Below are 23819 nucleotides of genomic sequence, written 5' to 3' on the forward strand. Positions count from 1 at the left end.
CCCTTTGGGGAGAGGGTTAGGGTGAGGGGACAAATACCGCACCACGCCCAAAAACACCAAAGCCCGGTTACCCGGGCTTTGCCACAACCTCACCGCATCAGTAATACGCTTTCAGCGTTCGCTGGCACAGCGCCGAGCGCACACAATCTTCTTTGGTAAAGCGCACTACCCCTACCATCTCATCTTCTTCAAAGCGCTCCAGCGCGTCGCTTAACCCGGACAAGACGCCGCGCGGCAGGTCACACTGGGTGATATCACCGTTGACGATAACCGTCACGTTCTCCCCGAGGCGCGTCAAAAACATCTTCATTTGCGCAGCGGTGACGTTCTGGGCCTCGTCGAGAATGACCACCGCATTTTCAAATGTACGTCCGCGCATATAAGCGAACGGCGCGATTTCCACCTTGCCGATTTCCGGGCGCAGGCAGTACTGCATAAAGGACGCCCCTAGCCGTTTCACCAGCACGTCATAGACGGGCCGGAAGTAAGGCGCGAACTTCTCAGAGATATCACCGGGCAGGAAGCCGAGGTCTTCATCAGCCTGCAATACCGGGCGGGTAACGATTATCCTCTCCACGTCCTTATGAATCAGAGCTTCAGCCGCTTTTGCTGCACTTATCCAGGTTTTACCGCAGCCTGCTTCGCCGGTCGCGAAGATCAGCTGTTTGCTTTCAATCGCATTCAAATAATGCGCCTGAGCGTCATTGCGGGCCTTAATCGGTGAGTTATCGCGGCTGTCCCGCGCCATACCGATAGATTCCACGCCACTCATCTGCACAAGCGAGGTGACCGATTCTTCTTCACGCTGTTTATGGCTACGTGAATCCCGTCTCAGCACACGTTTCGCTTCACGACGAGCTTTAGTCACTGCTTTTTGTCTTCCCATGGATAGCACCTTGAGTTGTAGGTTTACATCACACGTGCCGTTGGCAGCACGATTATGCGCACGAACGTCTGAGGTTTGGCTTCCTTGTAAGCCATTGCTTGCCTGTCGAACTGACGTGAAAGCACGACTACGCGCATCGCGTTCCACATCGGGAAAGGGAGTGTTGTTTTCAGAATGAGATATTTTTGAGGTGACGAAATCGCTGCCGGAAGCTGAACCTCCGCTCGGAGTGGTGCGGTGACTGTTTTTACCTTGTCCGATAAAGGACGCTACCATTCGCGATCTCCATAGTGAGCTACATCACAACCGGGAACTACCGCTACTACTTATTAAATACATCAAAAATAATTAAGAATGCAATTTAAATTTTACCTAAAAGTAACAAATTAGATCCCATCCGTTCACAGACAGTCTCTTCTATTTATATTACAGAATTATATCAATGGGATAGAAACAAGAAAAAAGAGTGGATATACCACCTACCCAAAGAGGTAGGTGTTTTTCAGATTATTGACAACGTGCGCCTGGTTAATGCCGGATGCGGCGTAAACGCCTTATCCGGCCTACAAATTTTTGCAGGCATTTTGTAGGCCTGATAAGCGCAGCGCCATCAGGCAAGTTTGGAATGATTCAGGCTTCAAGCAGCGTTTGCCCAAGATAGGATGCCGATGACGGCACACCCGGCAGCACGAAGAAGTAGCCGCCGCCGATGGGTTTAACATACTCCTCGAGCGCTTCACCATTCAGCCGTTTCTGTACCGCGAGAAATCCCTTTTCCAGATCGTGCTGATAGCAGACAAATAACAGCCCCATATCCAGTTGCCCCGAATTGGTCACGCCGAGAGAATAGCTGTACCCCCGACGCATCATCAGGCTGGACTGCGTCTCGGCGGTTCTCGGGTTTGCCAATCGGATATGGCTGTCCAGCGCAATCACCTCACCTTCTGGATCACGGCTATAATTGGGTACATCATGCTCATGCTGCATTCCGAGCGGCGCACCACTCTGCTTATCGCGGCCAAAAATGGTCTGCTGTTCTTTGAGCGGCGTTCGATCCCAGAACTCGACGTGGAACTGAATGATGCGCACCGCCTGATACGAGCCGCCCACCGCCCACGCGGGTTCCTGTTGATCCTTCGTCACCCACACCACGTTGTCCATCAGCGATTTATCGCCACTATCCGGGTTTGCGGTGCCATCTTTAAAACCGAGCAGGTTAACCGGCGTCTCTTTACCTTTACTGCGTGCGGCGTGGTCAGAGATAAACCCTTCCCGCTTCCAGCGTACGCTCAGGAGATCCGGCGTGTGCTTAATGATGTCGCGCAACGCATGGATAACCGTATCCTGCGTATTGGCGCAAATTTGCAGCAGCAGGTCACCGTGGCATAACGCCGCATCTAATGAATCATTCGGAAAGCGCGCCATTTTTTGCAGCTTTTTCGGCGCATGCGCTGCCAGCCCGAAACGCTCATCAAACAGTGACTGCCCGACCGATACCGTCATGGTCAGGTTATCCGGGGCGATCCACGCCCCAAGAATACCGGAATCCATCGGCGGCAAACGCGGATTTGGCGTCTCTGGCGCCGGGCCTCCCTCAGTGAGAAAGGCAATCCGCGTGGTCAGCAGACGCATCAACCGTTGTAGATCGGCGCGATCGGAGGCCAGCACGTCAAACGCCACCAGCATCATCGATGCCTGCTGCGGTGTTAGCACGCCCGCCTGATGCACCCCGTAAAAAGGCTGTTTCTCATCGCGCCCGGTCACCGCTGGCGCAACGGCTTTCGCACCGTGCGCCACCGGGCAACCCGCCGCCAGCGCCAGCGCGCCTACGCCCTTCAGCCAGCGACGGCGTGAAGGTTCATTCACGCCGGTTTTATGTTGCTCTGCCATGATGCTTAATCCAGACCCAGAATCCCGCGCAGCTGCGCTAAATCTTCCGCCAGAGTGGTGATTGGCCCCTTCAGCGCGTTGCGATCCGCATCGGTCAGTTTGTCGTAGGTCTCAAAACCGTTTTTGGTGCGATATTTGGCGAGGATCGCATCGACTTTCTTAAAGTTGGCATCCACTTTCGCCAGCAGCGCACTGTTCTCTTTTTGCAGTTGCGGACGCAGCAGGTCAACAATCTTCTGCGCGCCATCAATGTTGGCCTGGAAATCCCACAGGTCGGTATGGCTGTAGCGATCTTCCTCACCGCTGATTTTGCTGGCGGCCACTTCTTCAATCAGCCCGGCAGCACCGCCGACCACTTTTGACGGCGGGAAGGCCAATTCTGCAATACGCTTTTGCAGGTCAACCACATCGCTGTAAAGCTGTTCGGCATACTTATCCATTCCTTTGGTGCTGTTGTCGCCAAAGAGTGCCTTCTCAAGACGGTGGAAGCCGGTGAATTTCGGGTCAGCGGCTTTCTGCTCATAATCATCTTCACGGGCATCGATGCTGCCATCGAGGTCAGAGAACAGCTCTGCAATTGGTTCAATACGTTCGTAGTACTGACGCGTAGGTGCGTACAGGGATTTCGCTTTTTCGATATCCCCCGCTTTCACCGCATCGGTAAAGGCTTTAGTGGCTTTTACCAGCTCTGCCGTCTGCGCAGTCACATAGGTTTTATAGGCGGTAATCGCCTCGCCCAGGCTTAATACCGCATCGGCTTTCGCCGCATCCTTCGTGGCTTCACCTTTAACAATCAGCTTGCCTTTCGGGTTGGTCAGCAGGCCGCAGGTCATCTCATATTCACCCGGTTGCAGATTGGCGGTCATTTTTTGCGTAAAGCCCGGCGCGATATTTTCACGCTCTTCTACCACCATCACGCCCTTGAGGATCTCCCACTCCAGCGCCTTCTGGCTATGGTTCTGAATGATAAACTGTGTTTTACCGGCATTGACGGTGAGCGTCATCGGCTCACACTGTTTGTCGTTTACCGTGACATTGACCTTCGGAATGTCAGCAGCCTGCGCAGAGAATGCGAAAGAGCACAGCGCGGCGAGCACGCTACGGCGAAAAATAGTGTTCATGGTCCATCCCTTTCAATGAGTAAAAGCCATTTGCCTTACGGGGCGATACGTGATGCTGCATTCGGCGCGCGCGCTGGCCAGAAAAAGAGCGCCAGCGCAGGCAGTAAATAGAGTAACCAGACCGCCACTTCACTGACGCTTGGCGCTTCCTGGTAGCCAAATATGCCTTCCATCAACGTGCCAAACAGTGAGTGGGTGGTGAGCGTGCCGCTGAAATCAAACGCGACATCCTGGAAGTGGTTCCACAGCCCGGCTTCGTGGAACGCGCGAATCGCTCCGGCGGCAAGCCCTGCGGCGACCAGCAAAATAAACAGGCTGGTCCATTTGAAGAACGCGCCAAGGTTCAGGCGAATGCCGCCCCAGTAGAGCAAGAAGCCCAGCACGACGGCTGTCGCCAGCCCCAGCACCGCGCCCAGCGGTGGCCAGATACCGAGATCCTGCTGGAATGCCGCCAGCAGAAAGAACACCGATTCCAGCCCTTCACGCGCCACGGCGAAAAAGACCATCATCACCAGCGCCCAGCCGTGGTGATTGCCCCGCGCCAGCGCGTTATCCACCGCCTGTTCCAGCTGCTGTTTTACGTTGCGCGATACTTTGCGCATCCAGAACACCATCCAGGTCAGGATGACGACGGCGATAACCGCCACGATACCTTCAAACAGCTCCTGTTCTTTTTGCGGGAATTCGCCGGTGGTTTCGTTGATAAAGATACCCAGCCCGAGGCAGAGCGCCGCAGCCAGGAATACGCCAATCCACATCACGCCTATCAAGCCACCACGCTGTGTGCGTTTCAAATAGCTGGCGATAAGGCTAACAATCAGCGCGGCTTCTAATCCTTCGCGCAGCATAATCAAAAAAGGCACAAACATGCGAACGTCCTTAAATGTGAATCGCAGTCAACACATGCAAAGAAAAGTAAATGTGAGTGATAGCGATTATCATTACGCAAAGACGAAATTCAAGTGAAATATGTCGGAAATGATAAGCAAATGTAAAAGCAGTAAGATGTGCAGGCGGGAAATTTCGGATGATAAAATGCCGGATGCGGCTAACGCCTTATCCGGCCTACAAATTCTCCTGTAGGCCGGATAAGCGCAGCGCATCCGGCAACGTGTTTACTCCGCCTGTAAACGCGACGGCGGTGCAGAATGGTAATGTGCGTCCGCTTCTTCGAAGCGTTTACGCATCGCCGCTGACGGTGCTTTGTCCAGCAGGCTGAAGATAACAATCCCCAGGCTACCGAAAATGAAGCCCGGAATGATTTCGTACAGGCCCAGCAGCTCGAAGTGCTTCCAGACGATCACGGTTACCGCACCGATAATCATCCCCGCCAGCGCGCCGTTACGCGTCATACGTGACCACAGCACCGAGAACAGTACCACCGGGCCAAACGCCGCGCCAAAGCCTGCCCAGGCGTAACTCACCAGACCAAGTACGCGGTTTTCCGGGTTTGCCGCCAGCGCAATCGCCACCAACGCCACCACCAGCACCATCAAACGCCCTACCCACACCAGCTCTTTCTGGCTGGCGTTTTTACGCAGAAACGCTTTGTACAGGTCTTCCGTAATCGCGCTGGAGCACACCAGCAACTGGCAGCTCAGGGTAGACATCACCGCGGCCAGAATCGCTGAAAGCAGAATACCGGCAATCCACGGGTTAAACAGGATTTGCGCCAGTTCGATAAACACGCGTTCGGCGTTCTGACTTACCGGGCCCGCAACCGCCGGGTTATTCTGGAAGTAGGCGATACCAAAGAAGCCAACCGCGACCGCACCCGCCAGACACAGGATCATCCAGGTCATACTGATACGACGCGCATGCACGATGCTGTGGTGGGAATCTGCCGCCATGAAACGCGCCAGAATGTGCGGCTGACCGAAGTAACCAAGCCCCCAGCCCATCAGGGAAATGATGGCGACGAAGTTCAGCCCTTTGAGCATATCGATGTTCTCAATGCTCTTTTGCTTGATAACCTCCATCGAATCATCCAGGCCGCCCACGGCGAGGATAACCATCACCGGCGTCAGAATCAGCGCGAAAATCATCAGGCTGGCCTGCACGGTGTCGGTCCAGCTCACGGCGAGGAAGCCGCCGATAAAGGTGTAAATGATGGTCGCGGCGGCACCGGCCCACAGCGCCGTTTCATAACTCATGCCGAAGGTGCTTTCGAACAGACGCGCCCCGGCCACAATGCCTGACGCACAATAGATGGTGAAGAACAGCAGAATCACCAGCGCAGAGATAATGCGCAGTACGCGGCTCTTATCTTCAAAGCGTCCGGTGAAGTAATCCGGCAGCGTCAGCGCATTATTGTTGGCTTCGGTGTGTACACGCAGACGACCGGCAACCAGTTTCCAGTTGATCCACGCGCCAACGGTCAGGCCGATAGCAATCCAGCTTTCCGAGATACCGGCGATAAAAATGGCCCCCGGCAGGCCCATCAGCAGCCAACCGCTCATATCCGACGCGCCCGCAGAAAGCGCCGTCACAAAAGGCCCAAGACTTCGTCCCCCGAGGATATAATCATCGAAGTTTTTCGTCGATCGCCAGGCGAAAAACCCAATTAATATCATGCCAAAGATATAGACAAAAAAAGTCACCAGCATCGGTGTGCTTATATTCATTAAACTCTCCAGATTTATTCGTCGACAACATCCGACTTGTCGTTATTCCCTTACCGGAACGAGGTAAAGGCCTGTTCTGTTATTCAGGCGACCGTATCCTGACGGAAGCGAAGATTTTTCACAAATGATTTAACACTGCATTCACATCGAATGCATCCCTGTCGTAATACCATTTTCCTATAGGTTGCACTCCCTCACGCTTTTTAGGGTTGCACCATTTAGAACTGTTAACTAGCCCTCAAAATCAAGCTTTCAGATACATCGGTTACATTCCATACCATCAGTTTTTCTTTTAACAATAAATTCATTTCTCAGGTTGCAATTGATGTCACATTTAACACGGTTGCACAAAGTTGCAACATAGTAGATATTCTTGCTACGCCTAAAATATGACTACAAAACAACAGGAGTAGATGGCATGGGCACCACCACCATGGGTGTTAAGCTGGATGAAGCCACGCGCGAGCGAATTAAAAGTGCGGCCACGCGAATTGATCGCACCCCACACTGGTTAATTAAGCAGGCAATCTTTAATTACCTGGAAAAGCTGGAAAACGATGAAGTCTTGCCAGAATTACCGGCACTGCTCGCCGGGGCCGCCAATGAGAGCGATGAAATCATCACCGCCCAGGAAGAGCCACACCAGCCGTTCCTCGAATTCGCCGAACAGATCCTGCCGCAGTCCGTGAGTCGTGCTGCCATCACTGCCGCCTGGCGCCGCAGCGAAACCGATGCGGTTCCTATGTTAATGGAGCAGGCTCGTCTGCCGGAAAATATCGCCGCTCAGGCTCACCAGCTGGCATGGAAACTGGCGGAAAAACTGCGCAATCAAAAAACCGCCAGCGGACGTGCGGGCATGGTGCAGAGCCTGTTGCAGGAGTTTTCACTCTCCTCGCAGGAAGGTGTGGCGCTGATGTGCCTGGCCGAAGCGCTGCTGCGTATTCCGGATAAAGCGACGCGTGATGCGCTGATCCGCGACAAAATCAGCAATGGCAACTGGCAATCGCACATTGGCCGTAGTCCATCGCTGTTTGTCAACGCGGCGACCTGGGGCCTGCTGTTCACTGGTAAACTGGTCTCCACCCACAACGAAGCCAGCCTTTCTCGCTCGCTCAACCGCATTATCGGCAAAAGCGGTGAACCGCTGATCCGCAAAGGCGTGGATATGGCGATGCGCCTGATGGGCGAACAGTTCGTCACCGGGGAAACCATCGCCGAAGCGCTGGCCAATGCGCGTAAACTGGAAGAGAAAGGTTTCCGCTACTCTTACGATATGCTGGGTGAAGCAGCCCTGACCGCCGCCGATGCGCAGGCCTATATGGTCTCTTATCAACAGGCGATCCATGCGATTGGTAAAGCCTCTAACGGGCGCGGCATCTATGAAGGCCCTGGCATCTCGATTAAGCTTTCTGCCCTGCATCCGCGCTACAGCCGTGCGCAGTATGACCGCGTCATGGACGAACTCTATCCGCGCCTGAAATCGCTGACGCTGCTGGCGCGCCAGTACGATATCGGCATTAACATCGACGCTGAAGAAGCTGACCGTCTGGAGATCTCCCTCGACCTGCTGGAAAAACTGTGCTTCGAGCCAGAACTGGCGGGATGGAACGGCATTGGCTTTGTTATTCAGGCGTACCAGAAACGCTGTCCGTTCGTCATTGATTATCTGATTGACCTCGCGACCCGCAGCCGTCGCCGCCTGATGATTCGTCTGGTGAAAGGCGCGTACTGGGACAGCGAAATCAAACGCGCGCAAATGGACGGCCTGGAAGGGTATCCGGTCTACACCCGCAAGGTGTACACCGACGTCTCTTACCTCGCCTGCGCGAAGAAACTGCTTGGCGTGCCGAACCTGATTTATCCGCAGTTCGCCACCCATAACGCCCACACCCTGGCAGCCATTTATCAACTGGCCGGGCAGAACTACTATCCGGGTCAGTATGAGTTCCAGTGCCTGCACGGCATGGGTGAACCGCTGTATGAACAAGTGGTGGGTAAAGTCGCCGAGGGCAAATTAAACCGTCCGTGCCGTATTTACGCCCCGGTCGGCACCCATGAAACGCTGCTGGCGTATCTGGTGCGCCGTCTGCTGGAAAACGGTGCGAACACCTCCTTCGTAAACCGTATCGCGGATACCACCCTGCCGCTCGATGAACTGGTGGCCGATCCGGTTGAAGCCGTTGAGAAAATGGCCATTCAGGAAGGGGCCGCTGGCCTGCCGCATCCGAAAATCGCGCTGCCGCGCGATCTGTACGGGAAAGACCGCGCCAACTCTGCGGGTCTCGATCTCGCTAACGAACATCGTCTGGCCTCGCTCTCTTCCTCGCTGCTGAACAGTGCGCTGCAAAAATGGCGTGCCCTGCCGATGCTGGAGCATCCGGTCGCCGAAGGCGAAATGACGCCGCTGCTTAACCCGGCAGAGCCGAAGGATATCGTTGGCTACGTGCGTGAAGCCAGCGAAAACGAAGTCGAACAGGCGCTCACCAGCGCGGTGAACAATGCGCCAATCTGGTTTGCCACACCACCGCAGGAACGTGCCGCCATTCTGGAACGCGCCGCCGTGCTGATGGAAGGCCAGATGCAGCAGTTAATTGGCATTCTGGTGCGCGAAGCCGGGAAAACCTTCAGCAACGCGATTGCTGAAGTGCGTGAAGCGGTCGATTTCCTGCACTATTACGCCGGTCAGGTGCGTCACGATTTCGACAACGAAACTCACCGTCCGCTGGGCCCGGTGGTGTGTATCAGCCCGTGGAACTTCCCGCTGGCCATCTTTACCGGGCAAATTGCCGCCGCCCTCGCCGCCGGTAACAGCGTGCTGGCGAAACCCGCCGAGCAAACGCCGCTGATTGCCGCACAGGGGATTGCCATTCTGCTGGAAGCAGGCGTACCGCCGGGCGTGGTGCAACTGCTGCCGGGCCGAGGCGAAACCGTGGGCGCGCAACTCACCTCCGACAACCGCGTACGTGGCGTGATGTTCACAGGCTCGACGGAAGTCGCTACCCTGCTACAACGCAACATTGCATCGCGTCTGGATGCACAAGGTCGCCCAACACCGCTTATCGCCGAAACGGGCGGGATGAACGCGATGATCGTCGATTCTTCCGCGCTCACCGAGCAGGTTGTGGTGGATGTCGTCGCCTCCGCCTTTGATAGCGCAGGCCAGCGCTGCTCCGCCCTGCGCGTACTCTGCCTGCAGGACGATATTGCCGATCACACCCTCACGATGCTGCGCGGTGCGATGGGTGAATGCCGCATGGGCAACCCTGGCCGTCTGACTACCGACATCGGTCCGGTGATTGATGACGAAGCCAAAACCAATATCGAACGCCACATTCAGGCGATGCGCGCCAAAGGCCGCACCGTCTTCCAGGCAGCACGCGAAAACAGCGACGACGCGCGCGAATGGCAGTCCGGTACCTTTGTTGCCCCGACGCTTATCGAGCTGGAAAGTTTTGATGAACTGAAGAAAGAAGTGTTCGGCCCGGTACTGCACGTGGTGCGTTACAACCGCAATAATCTGGACAAACTGATTGAGCAAATTAACGCCTCTGGCTACGGTTTGACGCTGGGTGTGCATACGCGTATCGACGAAACCATCGCTCAGGTCACGGGTAGCGCGAAAGTCGGCAACCTGTACGTCAACCGCAACATGGTCGGCGCAGTGGTGGGCGTGCAGCCATTCGGCGGTGAAGGATTATCCGGCACCGGCCCGAAAGCGGGCGGCCCGCTCTATCTCTATCGCCTGCTGACCAGCCGCCCGGAAACGGCGTTGGGCAAAACGCTTGCACGTCAGGACGCGGAATACCCGGTAGACGCACAGCTGAAAGCGCTGCTGGAAAAACCGCTCACCGCGCTGAAAAACTGGGGCAACGGTAATGCCTCGCTGAGCGCGCTGTGCCAGCAGTATGGCGAACTGGCGCAAGCCGGAACCCAACGCGTACTGCCGGGCCCGACCGGTGAACGCAACACCTGGACGCTGATGCCGCGCGAACGTGTACTTTGCGTCGCCGATGACGAACAGGATGCGCTGACCCAACTGGCGGCCGTCATGGCTGTCGGTAGCGAAGTGCTGTGGCCGGAAACCCCACTCCAGCGCGAACTGGCGAAAAAGCTGCCGAAAGAGGTGAGCGAGCGTATCCGCTTCGCCAAAGCGGATGTACTCATGAGCCAGTTCTTCGATGCGGTGATTTACCACGGCGATTCCGATCAGCTGCGTAAACTGTGTGAACAGGTTGCGGCCCGCGACGGCGCGATTGTTTCAGTGCAGGGCTTCGCACGCGGCGAAACGAATCTACTGCTGGAACGCCTGTATCACGAACGTTCGCTGAGTGTGAACACTGCGGCTGCGGGTGGGAATGCGAGTCTGATGACGATTGGTTAAACCGCGCAGATGCCGGATGCGGCGTAAACGCCTTATCCGGCCTACCGGCCTCGTTGTTCCAGCTTTTTCACCAGCGGCTGGACCACTTTATCCCCATGCTGACCAAAATATTGATATAGCGTATCGGACGCGCTTTTGGTCAGCACCATAATCTCGATGCGCCGGTTGCCCGCGCTTTGCGGATTTTTCGCATCCAGCAGCATCTGGTCGGCCATCGCGCTCACCTGCATCACTTTATCTTCCGGCATTCCGGCGTCTTCCAGCACCCGACGAGCCGAAAGCGCGCGGTCGCCCGAAAGGTTCCAGTTGTTGTAGATATTGCTTTTGTAGGCCATTGCATCGGTATGCCCGGTAATAATAATTTTGTTGTCGAGGGAGTCGAATACCGGCGCGAGTTCCACCAGCAGCGTTTTAAAGAACGGCATAATCTTCGCGCTGCCGCGCTCAAACATATTGCGGTTCTGGTCGTCTTTAATCAGCACGCGCAATCCCTGCGGGACAATCTCCATCTCCAGATTCGCTTCCATATGTGCATCACGGGCGATGGTGTTGATATCGGTTGCCAGTTCGCCAAGCTCAGTGGCGGATTTCTTCTTCAGCAGCGCTGTTTTCTCATTTACATCGCGCGCTTTTTTCTCCGTCTCTTCCGGCACCGCTACGGTGGCAGGTTTCGGCGGGCGGGTCGGGCTGATTTTATTTAACGGCGATAACCCGCCACCGTTGAAAATCGACTGCCCGTGCAGCGCGGCGATAATGCTTTCACGCTCGGTTTTACTCACGCTGTTAACAATCAACTTTATCGTCGTCACCAAAGGGGCCGAGCGTATTTCCGAGGTTTCTGCCCGCTTTACCTTAGACGCGATGCCCGGCAAACAGATGGCGATTGACGCCGATCTTAACGCCGGGTTGATCAACCAGGCGCAGGCACAAACCCGGCGTAAAGATGTTGCCAGCGAGGCCGATTTCTACGGCGCGATGGACGGGGCATCGAAGTTTGTACGCGGGGATGCCATCGCCGGGATGATGATTCTGGCGATCAACCTGATAGGCGGCGTCTGTATCGGGATCTTCAAATACAACCTGAGCGCCGATGCCGCCTTCCAGCAGTATGTGCTGATGACCATCGGCGACGGCCTGGTGGCGCAGATCCCTTCCCTGCTGCTCTCCACGGCGGCGGCGATTATCGTCACCCGCGTCAGCGACAACGGCGATATCGCCCATGACGTGCGCCACCAGTTGCTGGCAAGCCCGTCGGTGCTCTACACCGCCACCGGGATTATGTTTGTGCTGGCGGTGGTGCCGGGGATGCCGCACCTGCCGTTTTTGCTGTTCAGCGCCCTGCTGGGTTTTACCGGCTGGCGAATGAGCAAACAGCCGCAGGCGGCGGAGGCGGAAGAGAAAAGCCTCGAAACGCTGACCCGCACCATCACCGAAACCAGCGAGCAACAGGTCAGTTGGGAAACCATTCCGCTGATCGAGCCCATCAGTTTAAGCCTCGGTTACAAACTGGTGGCGCTGGTAGATAAAGCGCAGGGCAACCCGCTCACCCAGCGTATTCGCGGCGTGCGGCAGGTGATTTCCGACGGCAACGGCGTGCTGCTGCCGGAGATCCGCATTCGGGAAAATTTCCGCCTCAAGCCCAGTCAGTACGCCATTTTCATCAACGGCATAAAGGCCGATGAAGCGGATATTCCGGCGGATAAACTGATGGCCCTGCCCTCCAGCGAAACCTACGGCGAGATTGGCGGCGTGCTGGGGAACGACCCGGCGTACGGGATGCCGGTCACCTGGATTCAGCCTGCGCAGAAAGCGAAGGCGCTGAATATGGGGTATCAGGTGATCGACAGCGCCAGCGTGATTGCTACCCATGTAAATAAGATTGTGCGCAGCTATATTCCTGATTTGTTTAACTATGATGATATTACGCAGTTGCATAACCGATTGTCGTCGATGGCACCGCGTCTGGCGGAAGATTTGAGCGCGGCGCTGAATTACAGCCAGTTGCTGAAAGTGTACCGGGCGTTGCTGACCGAAGGCGTTTCCCTGCGCGATATCGTCACCATCGCCACCGTGCTGGTCGCCAGTAGCACCGTCACCAAAGATCATATTCTGCTGGCGGCCGATGTGCGCCTGGCACTGCGGCGCAGTATCACCCATCCGTTCGTTCGCAAGCAGGAGCTGACGGTATATACGCTGAATAATGAACTGGAAAATCTGCTGACCAATGTGGTGAATCAGGCGCAACAGGGCGGGAAAGTGATGCTCGACACCGTGCCGGTTGACCCGAATATGCTCAACCAGTTCCAGAGCACGATGCCGCAGGTAAAAGAGCAGATGAAAGCGGCGGGGAAAGACCCGGTGCTGCTGGTGCCGCCGCAGCTGCGCCCCTTGCTGGCGCGTTATGCAAGGTTGTTTGCGCCGGGGCTGCATGTACTGTCGTATAACGAAGTGCCGGATGAGCTGGAGTTGAAGATTATGGGGGCATTGATGTAGGTATCCGGCACTGGCGCACAATTGCCGGATGCGGCGTGAACGCCTTATCCGGCCTACCGTTAAGGCACGATTCGTAGGCCGGATAAGCGTAAGCGCATCCGGCATCTGCGCACAATTATAAAATGATACGCTCCCCGGCACTAAAATCCGTTACGTCCCCCGCCCAATCGATGGGGTATAAACCTTTCGCGACATCGCGATGGAACGTTGAGAATGGCCAATCACTCACCTGCTTTACCCAGCCATGTTTCACTGAATTTATATAAATATAATCAACATGATGGCGATAGTCTTTGGTATTGCGGATGGCGTGCTCCCAAAAACGCGGCTGCCAGATATTTTGCAATCCAGAAGCATGGGTGAACTGTTTTTTAATCTCCCGCCAGCGAGAGGAAAAATCATCATCGCTTTCGGGTAATGTCCAGATACAGTGCATATGTTCCGGCAAAACTACCCAGGCGTTAATTTCAAAAGGTCTGGCTCGCTTAACGTTAATAATGACTTTACGGAGCATCTGGAACTGAGCGGTCAAAAGCTGGCTTCGACGATTCCGTAAATTTACCGTGAAAAACCAGGTTCCCCCTTTGATGTAATAACGACGATATTCAGACATGGCGACTCCTTTTTCTCAACGGTAAAAAGAAAAGGAAAGGTCGGCAATGAGGTGATGGAATAACGGGAAAGCGGCTCGCAAAAATGCACAGATTTGTAGGCCGGATAAGCGTAAGCGCATCCGGCATCAGCGCACAATTGCCGGATGCGGCGTGAACGCCTTATCCGCCCTACAAAATTGTCTCCTCCGTCAAAATCCGCCGCGCGCCCAAAAAATGGTCCTGCCAGAAAGGTTCGGCTAACCGACTTATCCGAATGGTTTCACCGGTACGTGGCGACTCGATAAATTGCCCATCGCCCAGATACACGCCCATATGGTCGGCAATTTCGCGGCTGTGAATATGGAAAAACAGCAAATCTCCCCGGCGCAGGTCGTTGTTCGCCACAATCGTTGCCCGATGGTAGTGATACATCTCATTAGCCGTGCGCGGGAGCTTCGCCTCGAGGATTTTGTTGTAGGCATAAAAAACCAACCCGCTACAGTCGAAGCCTTTATCAGGCCGCGTGCCGCCCCAGACGTAAGGCTTACCAAGCTGCTGCTCCAGACGGTGAATCGCCACTTCGGTAATATTGTGCAGATGGTCGCTGCTTAAGAAGTGGTTATTCTCCGCCAGCGTTTGCCACTGTTTATCACTCAGCTTCAGCGGGCCAGGGAACCATTCGGGGTGCTGTTTTATCTGTTCACGGTTGTGCTGGCGTAGCGCCCTTCTGCTTTGCGCATCGCCTTCCACAATGTAGCTGGCCTGTTTTTTCAGATGTGCCTGGTACCGTTTGAGTACCCGCGCACGGTTTTGCATCCGCTGGCGGGCGGCGTAGCTGAAGGCGGTGTGCGGTGTAGCAGCAAGTGACATAGCAGGAAGCAATACACATAGCGAAAACAGACCCGGGCGCAGAAATCCGGGGAGAGATAACGAAGACATAACAAGCAAAACCGGGTAAAAAACAGGCGCTGAGTTTACCGAACCAATGCAGAAAGCGGGGTTAATAATGGCTTATTAATACATTATTAACCCCGGTTCGCCGATGATTAAAACAGCGATTTCGTCGTCCAGATTCGGCTCTGCCAGCGTCGGTACATCAACGCGGCCCTCACGCCCTCATCAATAATGTATGCCAGCCATACCCCCACCAGCCCCAGGCCGGCGGAAATGCCGAGCACATACGAGAATGGCAGGCTGATAATCCACATCACAATAATCCCGCAGATAAACGGGAAACGCACATCCCCGGTCGAGTTTAACGAGCTGATCACAATGATATTGGTAGCCCGCCCCAGCTCCAGCAAAATAGAGTACATAAACAGCACCCGAGCCATCTCGATAATCGTTTCGCTGGGCGTAAACAGCGCCATAATCGGCCTGGCAAACGTGGCTAATAACGCGCTCACCAGCAAGGCAATCAGCAAGCCAATTCGCCAACTGCGTATCCCCTGACGATACGCGGTATCCAGCTCGCGTGCGCCAATCGCCCGGCCAATAATGATTTGCGAGGCCTGGCCTATCGACATGGCAAACAGCGCCACAAACTGGCTTATGCTGGAGGCGTAAATTTTGGTGGTCAGCGCTTCGGTGCCCAACAGCGCGATAATGGCGGTCACCACCAACTGCGACCCTGCATAGGACAAGTTCTCTCCGGCGGAAGGCAGGCCGTATTGCAGAATAGAACCCAGCATCTTACGCGAGCACTGTTTCAGTTTCTGCCAGCGGAAACGATAGCCAATGTATTTATTCAGCAGCCAGACGCTCAGCGCCATCCCAACCATATTGGCAAAACTGCTGGCAATGCCGACGCCGGTCACGCCCATGTCCAGAAAATGAAGCGGCCCATAGAGGAACATATAGTTGAGGATCACGTTAACCACGCTCACGGTGATGGGCACGACCATTGCCTGACGCACGTAACCATGGGTACGTAAAATAGGCAGCATCGAGGAGTAAAGCGCAATAATCACCGAGCTGCCGCCAATGATTTGGATAAAGGGCGCACCAACGCTGACCAGGCGTTCACTCAGCCCCAATGCACGCAGGAACCCTTCCCCCAGAAAGATGAAGATAAAACTCATCACCACACCGATGATAAACGCCACCACCAGCCCATTGGTGATGACGTACTCCACCCGGTGAAATTTTTTCGCGCCGATAAGCTGCGCGACGACAATTTGCACGCCCACGGTCAAAAAGCCATAAAAGATAACCGAGATAGCCAGAATCTGACTGGCGACACCGGTGGCGGCAACCGCTTCATCCGAGTAATGCCCCAGCATAAACACGCTGACATAGTTCATCAGCAATCGCAGCAACTGTTCGATAAATATCGGCCACGCCAATGTATAAAGCCCAAGCCTGAAGGTATTTTCCCCGCCTGACATCGTCCGCCATCCCTGTTATTGAACATTATTTAAATAGCAGTAGATGATGATTAACCATCTTTATTGGCGCGGTCTACGGCAGGGTCAAAAATCAGAAAAGCGAACGCTGGTTGGAGGAGATAATTGTGAGTGCAAAGCATTAACGCCCCTTTCACATGGACCATGATTCATACTATATTCAACGGCATCTTTTTTAAGGGAGTGAACAGATGAAACGTACCTTGCTGGCGATGATCACCCTGATGGCAAGCGGCCTGGCGCTGGCGGATGAATGCAAAGACGCCAGCACTCAGAGCGACCTGAATCAATGCACTGCTGCTCAGTATCAGGCGGCGGACAAAAAATTAAACGAGACGTATCAGGCGGCACAAAAACGGGCGCAGGAACCGCAGCGTGAGCAGCTGAAAAAAGCGCAGATCGCATGGATTGCTTCCCGTGACGCCGATTGCGAACTGCTCAGCTCCAGCAGCGAGGGCGGTAGCGTTCAGCCAATGGTGCGCAACCAATGTCTGACGGATAAAACCGCCGAGCGCGAAGCCTTTCTCTCTTCCCTTTTACAATGCGAAGAGGGCGACCTGAGCTGCCCGCTGCCGCCAGCAAATGCCAATTAACGTAGGCGAATGCCTTCGATAATCATCTGCTGCACATTGTCGACCGTGCGCTGAAAGAAGGCTTCATCCTGCAATGTCGCACCCGTAACCGCTTCCACCTGAGTGGCGAAATCCGCATAGTGCTGGGTTGTCGCCCAAATCATAAAAATGAGGTGGTGCGGGTCAACCGGCGCGAGTTTTCCCGCATTCACCCACGCGGCGATAATCGCGGATTTAGCCTCGACCAGCGCTTTAAGATCGCCTGTCAGTTCGTTCATCAGCAACGGCGCGCCTTGCAGCATCTCAAGGCAGAACAGTCGCGAAGCCTGCGGATAGTCGCGCGAGACCTCCAGTTTCAGCCTGATGTACTCTCTAATCGCCACCAGCGGGGCGAGATCTTCGCGAAACGCTTTCAACGGCGCCAGCCAGATAGCCAGAATTTGCCGCATCACGGCGACATAAAGCGCCTCTTTCGACGGATAGTAATAAAGCAGATTGGTTTTTGACACGCCGGCAAGCTCCGCTACCTGCTCAAGGCGCGTGCCATGAATGCCGTACTGGGAAAAAGTATTGAGCGCAGCCGAGAGAATGGCTTGTTTTTTTGCACTGACTGCCTGCGAGCGTTTTCCGCTTTTCTTTGTTGCGTCCTGAGCCATACGCCCTCTCCTGTTATTAGCCTCCACAGCATAGCAAAAGCGGGAGGCATACACAGGAGTGATACTTACGGCTCGTGATTAAGTGATGCTTCCGTAGTCAGTTGTGACTTTTTTTTACGCTTAAACTTCAGTTCACTGACCAACACGCCAACCACGATAAAGGCCGCGCCCAGCAGCGCCAGCGCCGGTAAGCGCTCTCCCGCCAGTCGGCCAAAAATCCCCGCCCATACTGGTTCACCGGTGTAGATAACCGTCGCGCGCGTCGGCGACACGCTACGCTGCGCCCAGTTCATGGTCACCTGAATAACGGCGCTGAAAATGCCCAACCCCAGCGCCACGAGCAGCAAGCCAGACGATACAGGCGGCACACTTTCACCGGCAGGTACCATCATAGCGAACGCCACAATCGACGCCGTCGCCAGTTGCACAACGGTGACCCGCCGCACATCCACTTTCCCTGCCCAGGCGCTGATAAGAATAATTTCAGCCGCAATCGCCACCGCGCTGGCAAGCGTAATCAGCTCGCCCTGCCCGAGCGCCAGCAAATCGCCATTTGGCCCGGCAAGAAAAATCAGGCCGATAAAAGCCAGCACGATGCCCACGCAGGACATCAGCCCCGGCATTCTCCCCAAACAGAGCCACTGCAACAGCGGCACCAGCGGCACATACATGGCGGTGATAAACGCGGATTTACTGCTGGGAATCGACTGCAAACCCCAGGTTTGCAGGCTGTAGCCCAGCGCAATGGCGATGCCAATCACGACGCCCGCTTTCAGTTCCAGCCGGGTCAGGCCACGCAGTGAGCGGGCGCAAAGCAGCCCAACGGCAACCGCTGCCATCGCAAAGCGCACGCCCACGAAGAAGAACGGCCCGCTGAGGGTGACGGCGTACTGTACAGCGAGAAAGGTGCCGCCCCAGAACATGGTGATGAGGATCAGGATGGCTTCCTGAGGCTTAACAGAAAATGCGTAGCGTGAGAAAAAAGACATGATGCCGCCCGGAAATCAAACAGCCTTACAGTGTGCAGTGAGCAAGGTCACAGTTCAACCCGGTGAAGTGAAAATAAAAAGCCGCCGAATCCATCGGCGGCGGAGGGGGTTACAGAGTGCAGAAACACTCGCTACGGATTAACTCAGCCCTATAAGAGGTTAGCTGTTGCGGTTGCTACCATGGCTGTTTTTCCCTCCCTTTTTACCTGCTTCGGAGGCGCGTTGCGGGTCATTTTTGAAATTACCGCCGCTGTGCTGGCCACCCTTACGACCTGCTTCTGATGCTCTGTCCCGGTCTTCAGCAAAGTTACCTGAACCACCACGATGATTTGCCATTTCTGACCTCCAGTTGATTAGACATCATATTGCATTACGTGAAATCAGGGAGTCATTCCCCCACAGCACTGGCATTGACCATTTTTTGTGCTGCGTGACACTAAGCTTAGCGGACTGTGCGGGTTTATGAGGAAGAACGTAACATTTTGTAATGGGTTTAGGGTCTCACATTCCCGGTGCGATAAGCACGGGTCATAATTAACTCTTATCGCAGAAGAAAAATGCATAACTGAAAGTGTGTCATGATGCTTCTGCCTGCCCCTCAGAGATAAGGGGCAGGTTGTCAGATGCGCTTAGCGCGCATTCTTAATCACTTTAACCGTATAACGCCCATCTGCCTGTCGATAAGCGCCGTGGATATCTGTTTCAAAACCCGGATACCAGGCACCGATTTCACAGAGCATCTGAATAAACTCGAGCGTAGGACGGTTCTCCTCGGTCAGCATCTCACCGGGCATCACTAACGGCACGCCTGGAGGATAAGGCAGGATCATATTTGCACTGACTCGGCCAATCATCTCGTCGATATAAACCTCCTCAATTTCACCATGCAGCTCTTTCTGGAAAGCCGCATGAGGGTTCATCACCATCGTCGGTAAGTTTTCAAAAGCGCGGAACATGAGTTCCGGCAGCTTATGCTGACGAATCAATTGATGAATGCCGTTTGCAAGTTCCTGAATTCGCATACCAGCGTAGAAAGTGGGCTGCTGCTCATAAACGGAAGGCAGCATATCTTTGACGAACACATTACGATCGTAGTCACGTTTGAAGTCATTCAACGCCCGCAACAGGCTCAGCGCTTTGGTTTTATTGATACCAATGCTGAAGAGGAACAAGAGATTATAGGGGCCGGTTTTCTCCACAATAATGCCATGTTGATCGAGATACTTCGCCACGATGGATGCCGGAATCCCCTGATCCTCCATTTTGCCCTGCTTATCCATACCAGGCGTTAGCAGAGTGACTTTGATAGGATCAAGGAACATATGCCCTTCATCGAGATTGTTAAATCCGTGCCACTCTGCACCCGGCGTGAGATTCCAGCAACAAGGGGCTAACGCCTCGCCTTCAGGCTGCCAGACATCAAAGAACCAGTCATCAGAGGCAGACTTGATTTTTTTAATCTCCTTACGGAAGCGAACAGCCCGAAGGATGGAATTGTCCATCAACCTCTTACCCGAGTTGCCTTTCATCATCGCTGCGGAGGTTTCAATGGATGCAACAATGCCGTAATGCGGCGACGTGGACGTATGCATCATAAACGCTTCGTTGAAGGTTTCTTCTTCCACCTCACCTTTAATATGAATCATCGATGCCTGGGAAAAGGCGGCCAGCAATTTATGCGTAGACTGCGTTTCGTATATCACTTTACCTGGTACGCGCTGGCCGCTCATTCCACAGAGTCCTTTGTAGATGGGGCTAAAGTTGGTATAAGGCACCCAGGCTGAATCAAAGTGGATTGATTTTACATCCAGCGTCTGTTTGATGTAGTCAGTGTTATAAAGCAGCCCGTCATACGTGGAATTGGTGATCACTGCATGCACAGGCCAGGTGGCACCTTGTGTTTGCCTTACACGCGCTTCAATCGTTTCTCGCGCAAACTCACTGCGGGGAATTCCGCCTAAGAGCCCCCACGCATTTCGCGTTGGACGGAAATAGATTGGCGTGACATCGCTCATAATCATTAAGTGGGTCAACGATTTGTGGCAATTACGGTCAACTAAAATAGTGCTTCCCGCTGGTGCTGCGTACATGCCCACAATCTTATTTGCCGTCGATGTGCCATTTGTCACCATGTAGCTACGGTCAGCGTTAAAGGCGTCGGCGATGTAATTCTCTGCCTCGCGATGTGGACCAGAGTGGTCAAGCAGTGAACCGAGTTCAGAGACGGATACCGAGATATCCGACTTCATGGTATTTGCGCCAAAGAAGTCGTAAAACAGACTCCCTACCGGACTTTGCTGGAAAGCAGTTCCGCCCATATGGCCAGGCGTACAAAATGTGTATTTCCCTTCGTCAACGTAGCGAAATAGCGCTTTAGTAAAAGGCGGGAGAATCGCGTCAAAATAGACATCAGTTCCTCGTTGAATACGTGCAGCAATCTCTTCAACCGCGTCAAAGGCATACTCGAAGAAATGAAGGTTAAGACCGAGATCATCCACAGCTATATCAAGTTGCTTGCGTTGACTTGAAAACGCATACATTGGCAGTTGCTCATTTAGCCCTGAAATGTTCTTCGGCAAGAGTACTGACCATGTATCCCAGTCAAAAATAACGCCACAAACCTTCGCGTTATTTTCAACCAACTCCATAAGATCATCCACATCTTCTGGATAGATAATACGATAATTTTCTGCCAGTAACTTTTTATGGAGTTCTTCGATAGGCGCTTCTTTTGCCAGAACACCAAAGTGATTCATAATTGCGATTATGTTCATTTTTTATCCCTGATAAGCCGTTACTGAACCTTCGTCCTTTTTCTGAATAAACATTCCCCAGAATGTCCAGCCAGAGAATGTGACTAACGCACCTAACATCATGGCCTCTTCTCCAGATGCGTAGAGCGCATAGAAACTATAGATAGTGCCCAGCAGCGCAATAACCGTATTGGTTTTCATCTGCCCACCGTGAATACTGGATAATTTTTGCATCGGTATTAATGCTGCCATAGAGAGTACGTAAGGCACCAAATTTGTCACAACGGCCAGATTAACCAGGCTGTTAAATTGTTTATTCAGCGAGGGGCTAATCGTCATTAATGCTAACAGCGTCTGCACAACCCCTAAGATAATCATGCCAATAACGGGGGCATCTTTCGCCGTTATACGTGAAAACACGCGAGGGAAATAACCGATATCCGCAGAAGACTTAAAGACCTGAGCAACAGTAAACTGCCAGCCCAGCAGCGACCCAATGCAGGCCAAGGCCATCAGGAACATCACAACGCTTCCAACAACGGGCGTAAACATTGAGGCATAGGCCAAACCAAACGGTGCAGTGGAGTGCAGCAGATCGATATTAGGGACAATACCAGCAATAACATTAGTGGATAAAATATAAATAATCGCGCAAACCAGCGTACCACCGAAGACGGCGATGGGGACATTCTTCTGCGGGTTTTCTACAGCATCCATATTCGCACAAGCAGATTCCAGACCAAGGAATGCCCACAGCGTCATGGAGATTGATGTGGATATTGCGGAGAAGAAATCCATGTTATTGGGATTCCAGGCGCTAATATAAAGCGATGGACTAAACCAGAACCAACCAATAACGCATAACCCAACAACAGGAATAATAACCCCCCAAACGGTAATGGAACCAATCTGCCCCGTAATTTTCGCCCCACCGAAATTAAGTACGGTGGTCACCCACAGCACCACAATGGTTGCCACGCAAACCTGGACTGGCGTAAGGTCAACTCCGAATAAAACGGTTCCATAACCTACAGCAGAGATTGCTATGGCAATATTGGCAATTAATAAACTTATTGCATAAGTGTAATTAGCGATAAAGTTCCCTGATTTACCAAACGCATATTCAGCGTAACCACCCATTCCGCCACTTTTCGTACTAAATAAACCACATTTAGAAAATGCCCATGCAAGAGCAAGTGACCCAAATGCCGTCACCAGCCAGGACAATATAGACATTGTTCCTACTTCGGCAAGCTTTGTTGGTAACATAATGATGCCTGACCCCAGCATGTTCACTGCCGTTAATATGGTCAGGTGCATTACGCCCATTTTATTCCCGGGATTACTCATAATGACTTCTCTTTATAATAAAATTATAATTTCCTTGAATACGACACTCTTTTTACCGCGTACAGTTTCGCTACGTCATAAGACGCTCCTTGTAAGACGAGAATTAATTGATTAATGAAGGCGTTTTTGTCGATGTGTTTCCGGCATTGGGGTAACGGCTGGGCCAGATTTTGTCCGGGGTAAGGCCCAGCGCATCGGCGATAATGCGTTCGGCTTTCGGATAGGCTCGTGAAAGCGCATTCTTGAGTGTGTCTGGCTTGAGGCCCGAACGTACAGACAGTTCACGAATAGAAAGCCCCTGTTTATGGAGGGCCGCAACAATATCTACTCTGTGCCAGTCAGCACGATCTTCATTTGTGACCATAATTGGATTACCCTCTGCAGTTACCCCTTGGGTTAACCCCATGGGATGAATTCAATATGATGATGCTGGCAATAGCATTGATCTCTTTTGAGTCCACAAAAAGTACTAAACACAAATTATGTGAGTTTAGTCGTACTTTTTTGATCTCTATGTGAGTCAATCGCAACGCTCAATGACGATGGACGGATAAAAATGAGTAATGAAGAGCGGCACATTGATGAGAAGGATGAACTGATTTCTTTAGCTGGCAGGCTGCGCTATCTGATTGGCAGTCGAAGCACTCGGGCTGCCGCGAAGGCCTGGCAACTCTCCTACTCTACGCTTAACAATTACATCACTCGCGGAACGGAGCCCTCTCTCAGTGTGGCGGCAAAAATTGCCGAGCTGGAAGGCGTGTCCATTGAGTGGTTAGCCGGGAAGGAACGCGAGGAGTCGCCAGTTAGCCTTCAAGAAGAATCTGCTATTTATCATGCAAATAGAACGGATTCTGCGCAAAGCGATCCGTTACAGTTGGCCTGGATGCTGGTATTCAATTCACTCGACAAACACGAACAAGAAGCGCTGCTTAAACTGATTCACAAAGAGGGGATTCAGGGGATTTTACGTGAGGCAGAACAGCGTAATAACCTGGCTCAGGCCTTATCCGAACTCAACAGCACTCAGCGAAGTGAATTCTATAATCAGGCACTCACGCTGGTGGCGACAATGAAATCCAGGATAAAAAGCGAGATATAGAACAAAC

Annotated in this window: 18 protein-coding genes and 1 pseudogene; 4 read left to right on the forward strand and 15 right to left on the reverse strand. The window is 53.4% G+C overall.

The genetic code is table 11. From position 1 onward, the window contains the following. Positions 1-97: 97 nt before the first annotated feature. The 5 genes from phoH to putP form a co-directional block, all read right to left on the reverse strand. Positions 98-886, reverse strand: a complete 789-nt coding sequence (phoH, locus tag ACWWFX_RS15870) for a phosphate starvation-inducible protein PhoH (RefSeq protein ID WP_231827699.1) — start codon at positions 884-886, stop codon at positions 98-100. Between the two features lie 630 nt (positions 887-1516). Continuing rightward, entirely contained in the window at positions 1517-2776 is a 1260-nt protein-coding gene (gene efeB, locus ACWWFX_RS15875; protein WP_473224220.1) for an iron uptake transporter deferrochelatase/peroxidase subunit, read from the reverse strand. Between the two features lie 5 nt (positions 2777-2781). Beyond that, entirely contained in the window at positions 2782-3897 is a 1116-nt protein-coding gene (gene efeO, locus ACWWFX_RS15880) for an iron uptake system protein EfeO (protein WP_473224221.1), read from the reverse strand. A gap of 35 nt (positions 3898-3932) precedes the next feature. After that, a complete protein-coding gene (gene efeU, locus ACWWFX_RS15885; RefSeq protein ID WP_231827702.1) occupies positions 3933-4766 on the reverse strand; it encodes an iron uptake transporter permease EfeU in 834 nt (277 codons plus the stop codon). A 246-nt stretch (positions 4767-5012) separates the two neighbouring features. Beyond that, positions 5013-6521 carry a sodium/proline symporter PutP gene (gene putP / locus ACWWFX_RS15890; protein WP_276220250.1) on the reverse strand — a complete coding sequence of 503 codons (1509 nt, stop codon included), beginning with the start codon at positions 6519-6521 and terminating at the stop codon, positions 5013-5015. 418 nt (positions 6522-6939) lie between these two features. On the opposite strand from putP, the gene putA reads away from it, so the two are divergent. After that, positions 6940-10902, forward strand: coding sequence for a trifunctional transcriptional regulator/proline dehydrogenase/L-glutamate gamma-semialdehyde dehydrogenase (gene putA, locus ACWWFX_RS15895; protein WP_473224222.1), 3963 nt, complete (start codon positions 6940-6942; stop codon positions 10900-10902). Positions 10903-10943: 41 nt separating this feature from the next. On the opposite strand, the gene lafU is transcribed toward putA, so the two are convergent. Further along, positions 10944-11711 carry a putative lateral flagellar export/assembly protein LafU gene (lafU, locus tag ACWWFX_RS15900; RefSeq protein ID WP_473224223.1) on the reverse strand — a complete coding sequence of 256 codons (768 nt, stop codon included), beginning with the start codon at positions 11709-11711 and terminating at the stop codon, positions 10944-10946. On the opposite strand from lafU, the pseudogene ACWWFX_RS15905 reads away from it, so the two are divergent. Beyond that, positions 11683-13395, forward strand: a pseudogene (locus ACWWFX_RS15905) (flagellar biosynthesis protein FlhA); the annotation flags it as partial. The gene lafU and the pseudogene ACWWFX_RS15905 overlap by 29 nt on opposite strands. A 115-nt stretch (positions 13396-13510) precedes the next feature. On the opposite strand, the gene ACWWFX_RS15910 reads toward ACWWFX_RS15905, so the two are convergent. The 3 genes from ACWWFX_RS15910 to ACWWFX_RS15920 all read right to left on the reverse strand — a co-directional run bounded on the left by ACWWFX_RS15910 (position 13511) and on the right by ACWWFX_RS15920 (position 16375). Then, positions 13511-14008, reverse strand: coding sequence for an REP-associated tyrosine transposase (locus ACWWFX_RS15910; RefSeq protein ID WP_473224224.1), 498 nt, complete (start codon positions 14006-14008; stop codon positions 13511-13513). Between the two features lie 169 nt (positions 14009-14177). Continuing rightward, entirely contained in the window at positions 14178-14927 is a 750-nt protein-coding gene (locus ACWWFX_RS15915) for a C40 family peptidase (RefSeq protein WP_276220254.1), read from the reverse strand. Between the two features lie 107 nt (positions 14928-15034). Next, positions 15035-16375, reverse strand: coding sequence for an MATE family efflux transporter (locus ACWWFX_RS15920; RefSeq protein ID WP_473224225.1), 1341 nt, complete (start codon positions 16373-16375; stop codon positions 15035-15037). A 209-nt stretch (positions 16376-16584) separates the two neighbouring features. Between ACWWFX_RS15920 and ACWWFX_RS15925 the strand changes: the two genes are divergently transcribed. Next, positions 16585-16986 carry a lysozyme inhibitor LprI family protein gene (locus tag ACWWFX_RS15925; RefSeq protein ID WP_456145287.1) on the forward strand — a complete coding sequence of 134 codons (402 nt, stop codon included), beginning with the start codon at positions 16585-16587 and terminating at the stop codon, positions 16984-16986. Here the strand turns inward: ACWWFX_RS15925 and rutR are convergent. The 6 genes from rutR to ACWWFX_RS15955 all read right to left on the reverse strand — a co-directional run bounded on the left by rutR (position 16983) and on the right by ACWWFX_RS15955 (position 23077). After that, a complete protein-coding gene (rutR, locus tag ACWWFX_RS15930) occupies positions 16983-17621 on the reverse strand; it encodes an HTH-type transcriptional regulator RutR (RefSeq protein WP_473224226.1) in 639 nt (212 codons plus the stop codon). The genes ACWWFX_RS15925 and rutR overlap by 4 nt on opposite strands. 65 nt (positions 17622-17686) lie before the next feature. After that, the gene (locus ACWWFX_RS15935; protein ID WP_473224227.1) at positions 17687-18610 is read right to left on the reverse strand and encodes a DMT family transporter; all 924 of its coding nucleotides are present in this window, start codon (positions 18608-18610) and stop codon (positions 17687-17689) included. 159 nt (positions 18611-18769) lie between these two features. Further along, entirely contained in the window at positions 18770-18946 is a 177-nt protein-coding gene (locus ACWWFX_RS15940) for a con-10 family general stress protein (protein ID WP_015964929.1), read from the reverse strand. A gap of 293 nt (positions 18947-19239) precedes the next feature. Beyond that, positions 19240-21384 (reverse strand): lysine decarboxylase, encoded by a 2145-nt coding sequence (cadA, locus tag ACWWFX_RS15945; RefSeq protein WP_473224228.1) that lies wholly within the window; start codon positions 21382-21384, stop codon positions 19240-19242. Between the two features lie 3 nt (positions 21385-21387). After that, positions 21388-22713: a putrescine-ornithine antiporter gene (gene potE / locus ACWWFX_RS15950; RefSeq protein WP_473224229.1), complete on the reverse strand. Its 1326-nt coding sequence runs from the start codon at positions 22711-22713 to the stop codon at positions 21388-21390. 103 nt (positions 22714-22816) lie between these two features. After that, positions 22817-23077, reverse strand: a complete 261-nt coding sequence (locus ACWWFX_RS15955) for a helix-turn-helix domain-containing protein (protein WP_276220260.1) — start codon at positions 23075-23077, stop codon at positions 22817-22819. 192 nt (positions 23078-23269) lie between these two features. Between ACWWFX_RS15955 and ACWWFX_RS15960 the strand changes: the two genes are divergently transcribed. Beyond that, positions 23270-23812 (forward strand): helix-turn-helix domain-containing protein, encoded by a 543-nt coding sequence (locus ACWWFX_RS15960; RefSeq protein ID WP_473224230.1) that lies wholly within the window; start codon positions 23270-23272, stop codon positions 23810-23812. The last annotated feature ends 7 nt before the right edge of the window (positions 23813-23819 follow it).

It is taken from the genome of Pseudocitrobacter sp. 2023LY-00077 (assembly GCF_055796175.1).

Coding starts and splice junctions, on each gene's coding strand:
- phoH (WP_231827699.1), bottom strand. CDS start 886: ATGGGAAGACAAAAAGCAGTGACTAAAGCTCGTCGTGAAGCGAAACGT.
- efeB (WP_473224220.1), bottom strand. CDS start 2,776: ATGGCAGAGCAACATAAAACCGGCGTGAATGAACCTTCACGCCGTCGC.
- efeO (WP_473224221.1), bottom strand. CDS start 3,897: ATGAACACTATTTTTCGCCGTAGCGTGCTCGCCGCGCTGTGCTCTTTC.
- efeU (WP_231827702.1), bottom strand. CDS start 4,766: ATGTTTGTGCCTTTTTTGATTATGCTGCGCGAAGGATTAGAAGCCGCG.
- putP (WP_276220250.1), bottom strand. CDS start 6,521: ATGAATATAAGCACACCGATGCTGGTGACTTTTTTTGTCTATATCTTT.
- putA (WP_473224222.1), top strand. CDS start 6,940: ATGGGCACCACCACCATGGGTGTTAAGCTGGATGAAGCCACGCGCGAG.
- ACWWFX_RS15910 (WP_473224224.1), bottom strand. CDS start 14,008: ATGTCTGAATATCGTCGTTATTACATCAAAGGGGGAACCTGGTTTTTC.
- ACWWFX_RS15915 (WP_276220254.1), bottom strand. CDS start 14,927: ATGTCTTCGTTATCTCTCCCCGGATTTCTGCGCCCGGGTCTGTTTTCG.
- ACWWFX_RS15920 (WP_473224225.1), bottom strand. CDS start 16,375: ATGTCAGGCGGGGAAAATACCTTCAGGCTTGGGCTTTATACATTGGCG.
- ACWWFX_RS15925 (WP_456145287.1), top strand. CDS start 16,585: ATGAAACGTACCTTGCTGGCGATGATCACCCTGATGGCAAGCGGCCTG.
- rutR (WP_473224226.1), bottom strand. CDS start 17,621: ATGGCTCAGGACGCAACAAAGAAAAGCGGAAAACGCTCGCAGGCAGTC.
- ACWWFX_RS15935 (WP_473224227.1), bottom strand. CDS start 18,610: ATGTCTTTTTTCTCACGCTACGCATTTTCTGTTAAGCCTCAGGAAGCC.
- ACWWFX_RS15940 (WP_015964929.1), bottom strand. CDS start 18,946: ATGGCAAATCATCGTGGTGGTTCAGGTAACTTTGCTGAAGACCGGGAC.
- cadA (WP_473224228.1), bottom strand. CDS start 21,384: ATGAACATAATCGCAATTATGAATCACTTTGGTGTTCTGGCAAAAGAA.
- potE (WP_473224229.1), bottom strand. CDS start 22,713: ATGAGTAATCCCGGGAATAAAATGGGCGTAATGCACCTGACCATATTA.
- ACWWFX_RS15955 (WP_276220260.1), bottom strand. CDS start 23,077: ATGGTCACAAATGAAGATCGTGCTGACTGGCACAGAGTAGATATTGTT.
- ACWWFX_RS15960 (WP_473224230.1), top strand. CDS start 23,270: ATGAGTAATGAAGAGCGGCACATTGATGAGAAGGATGAACTGATTTCT.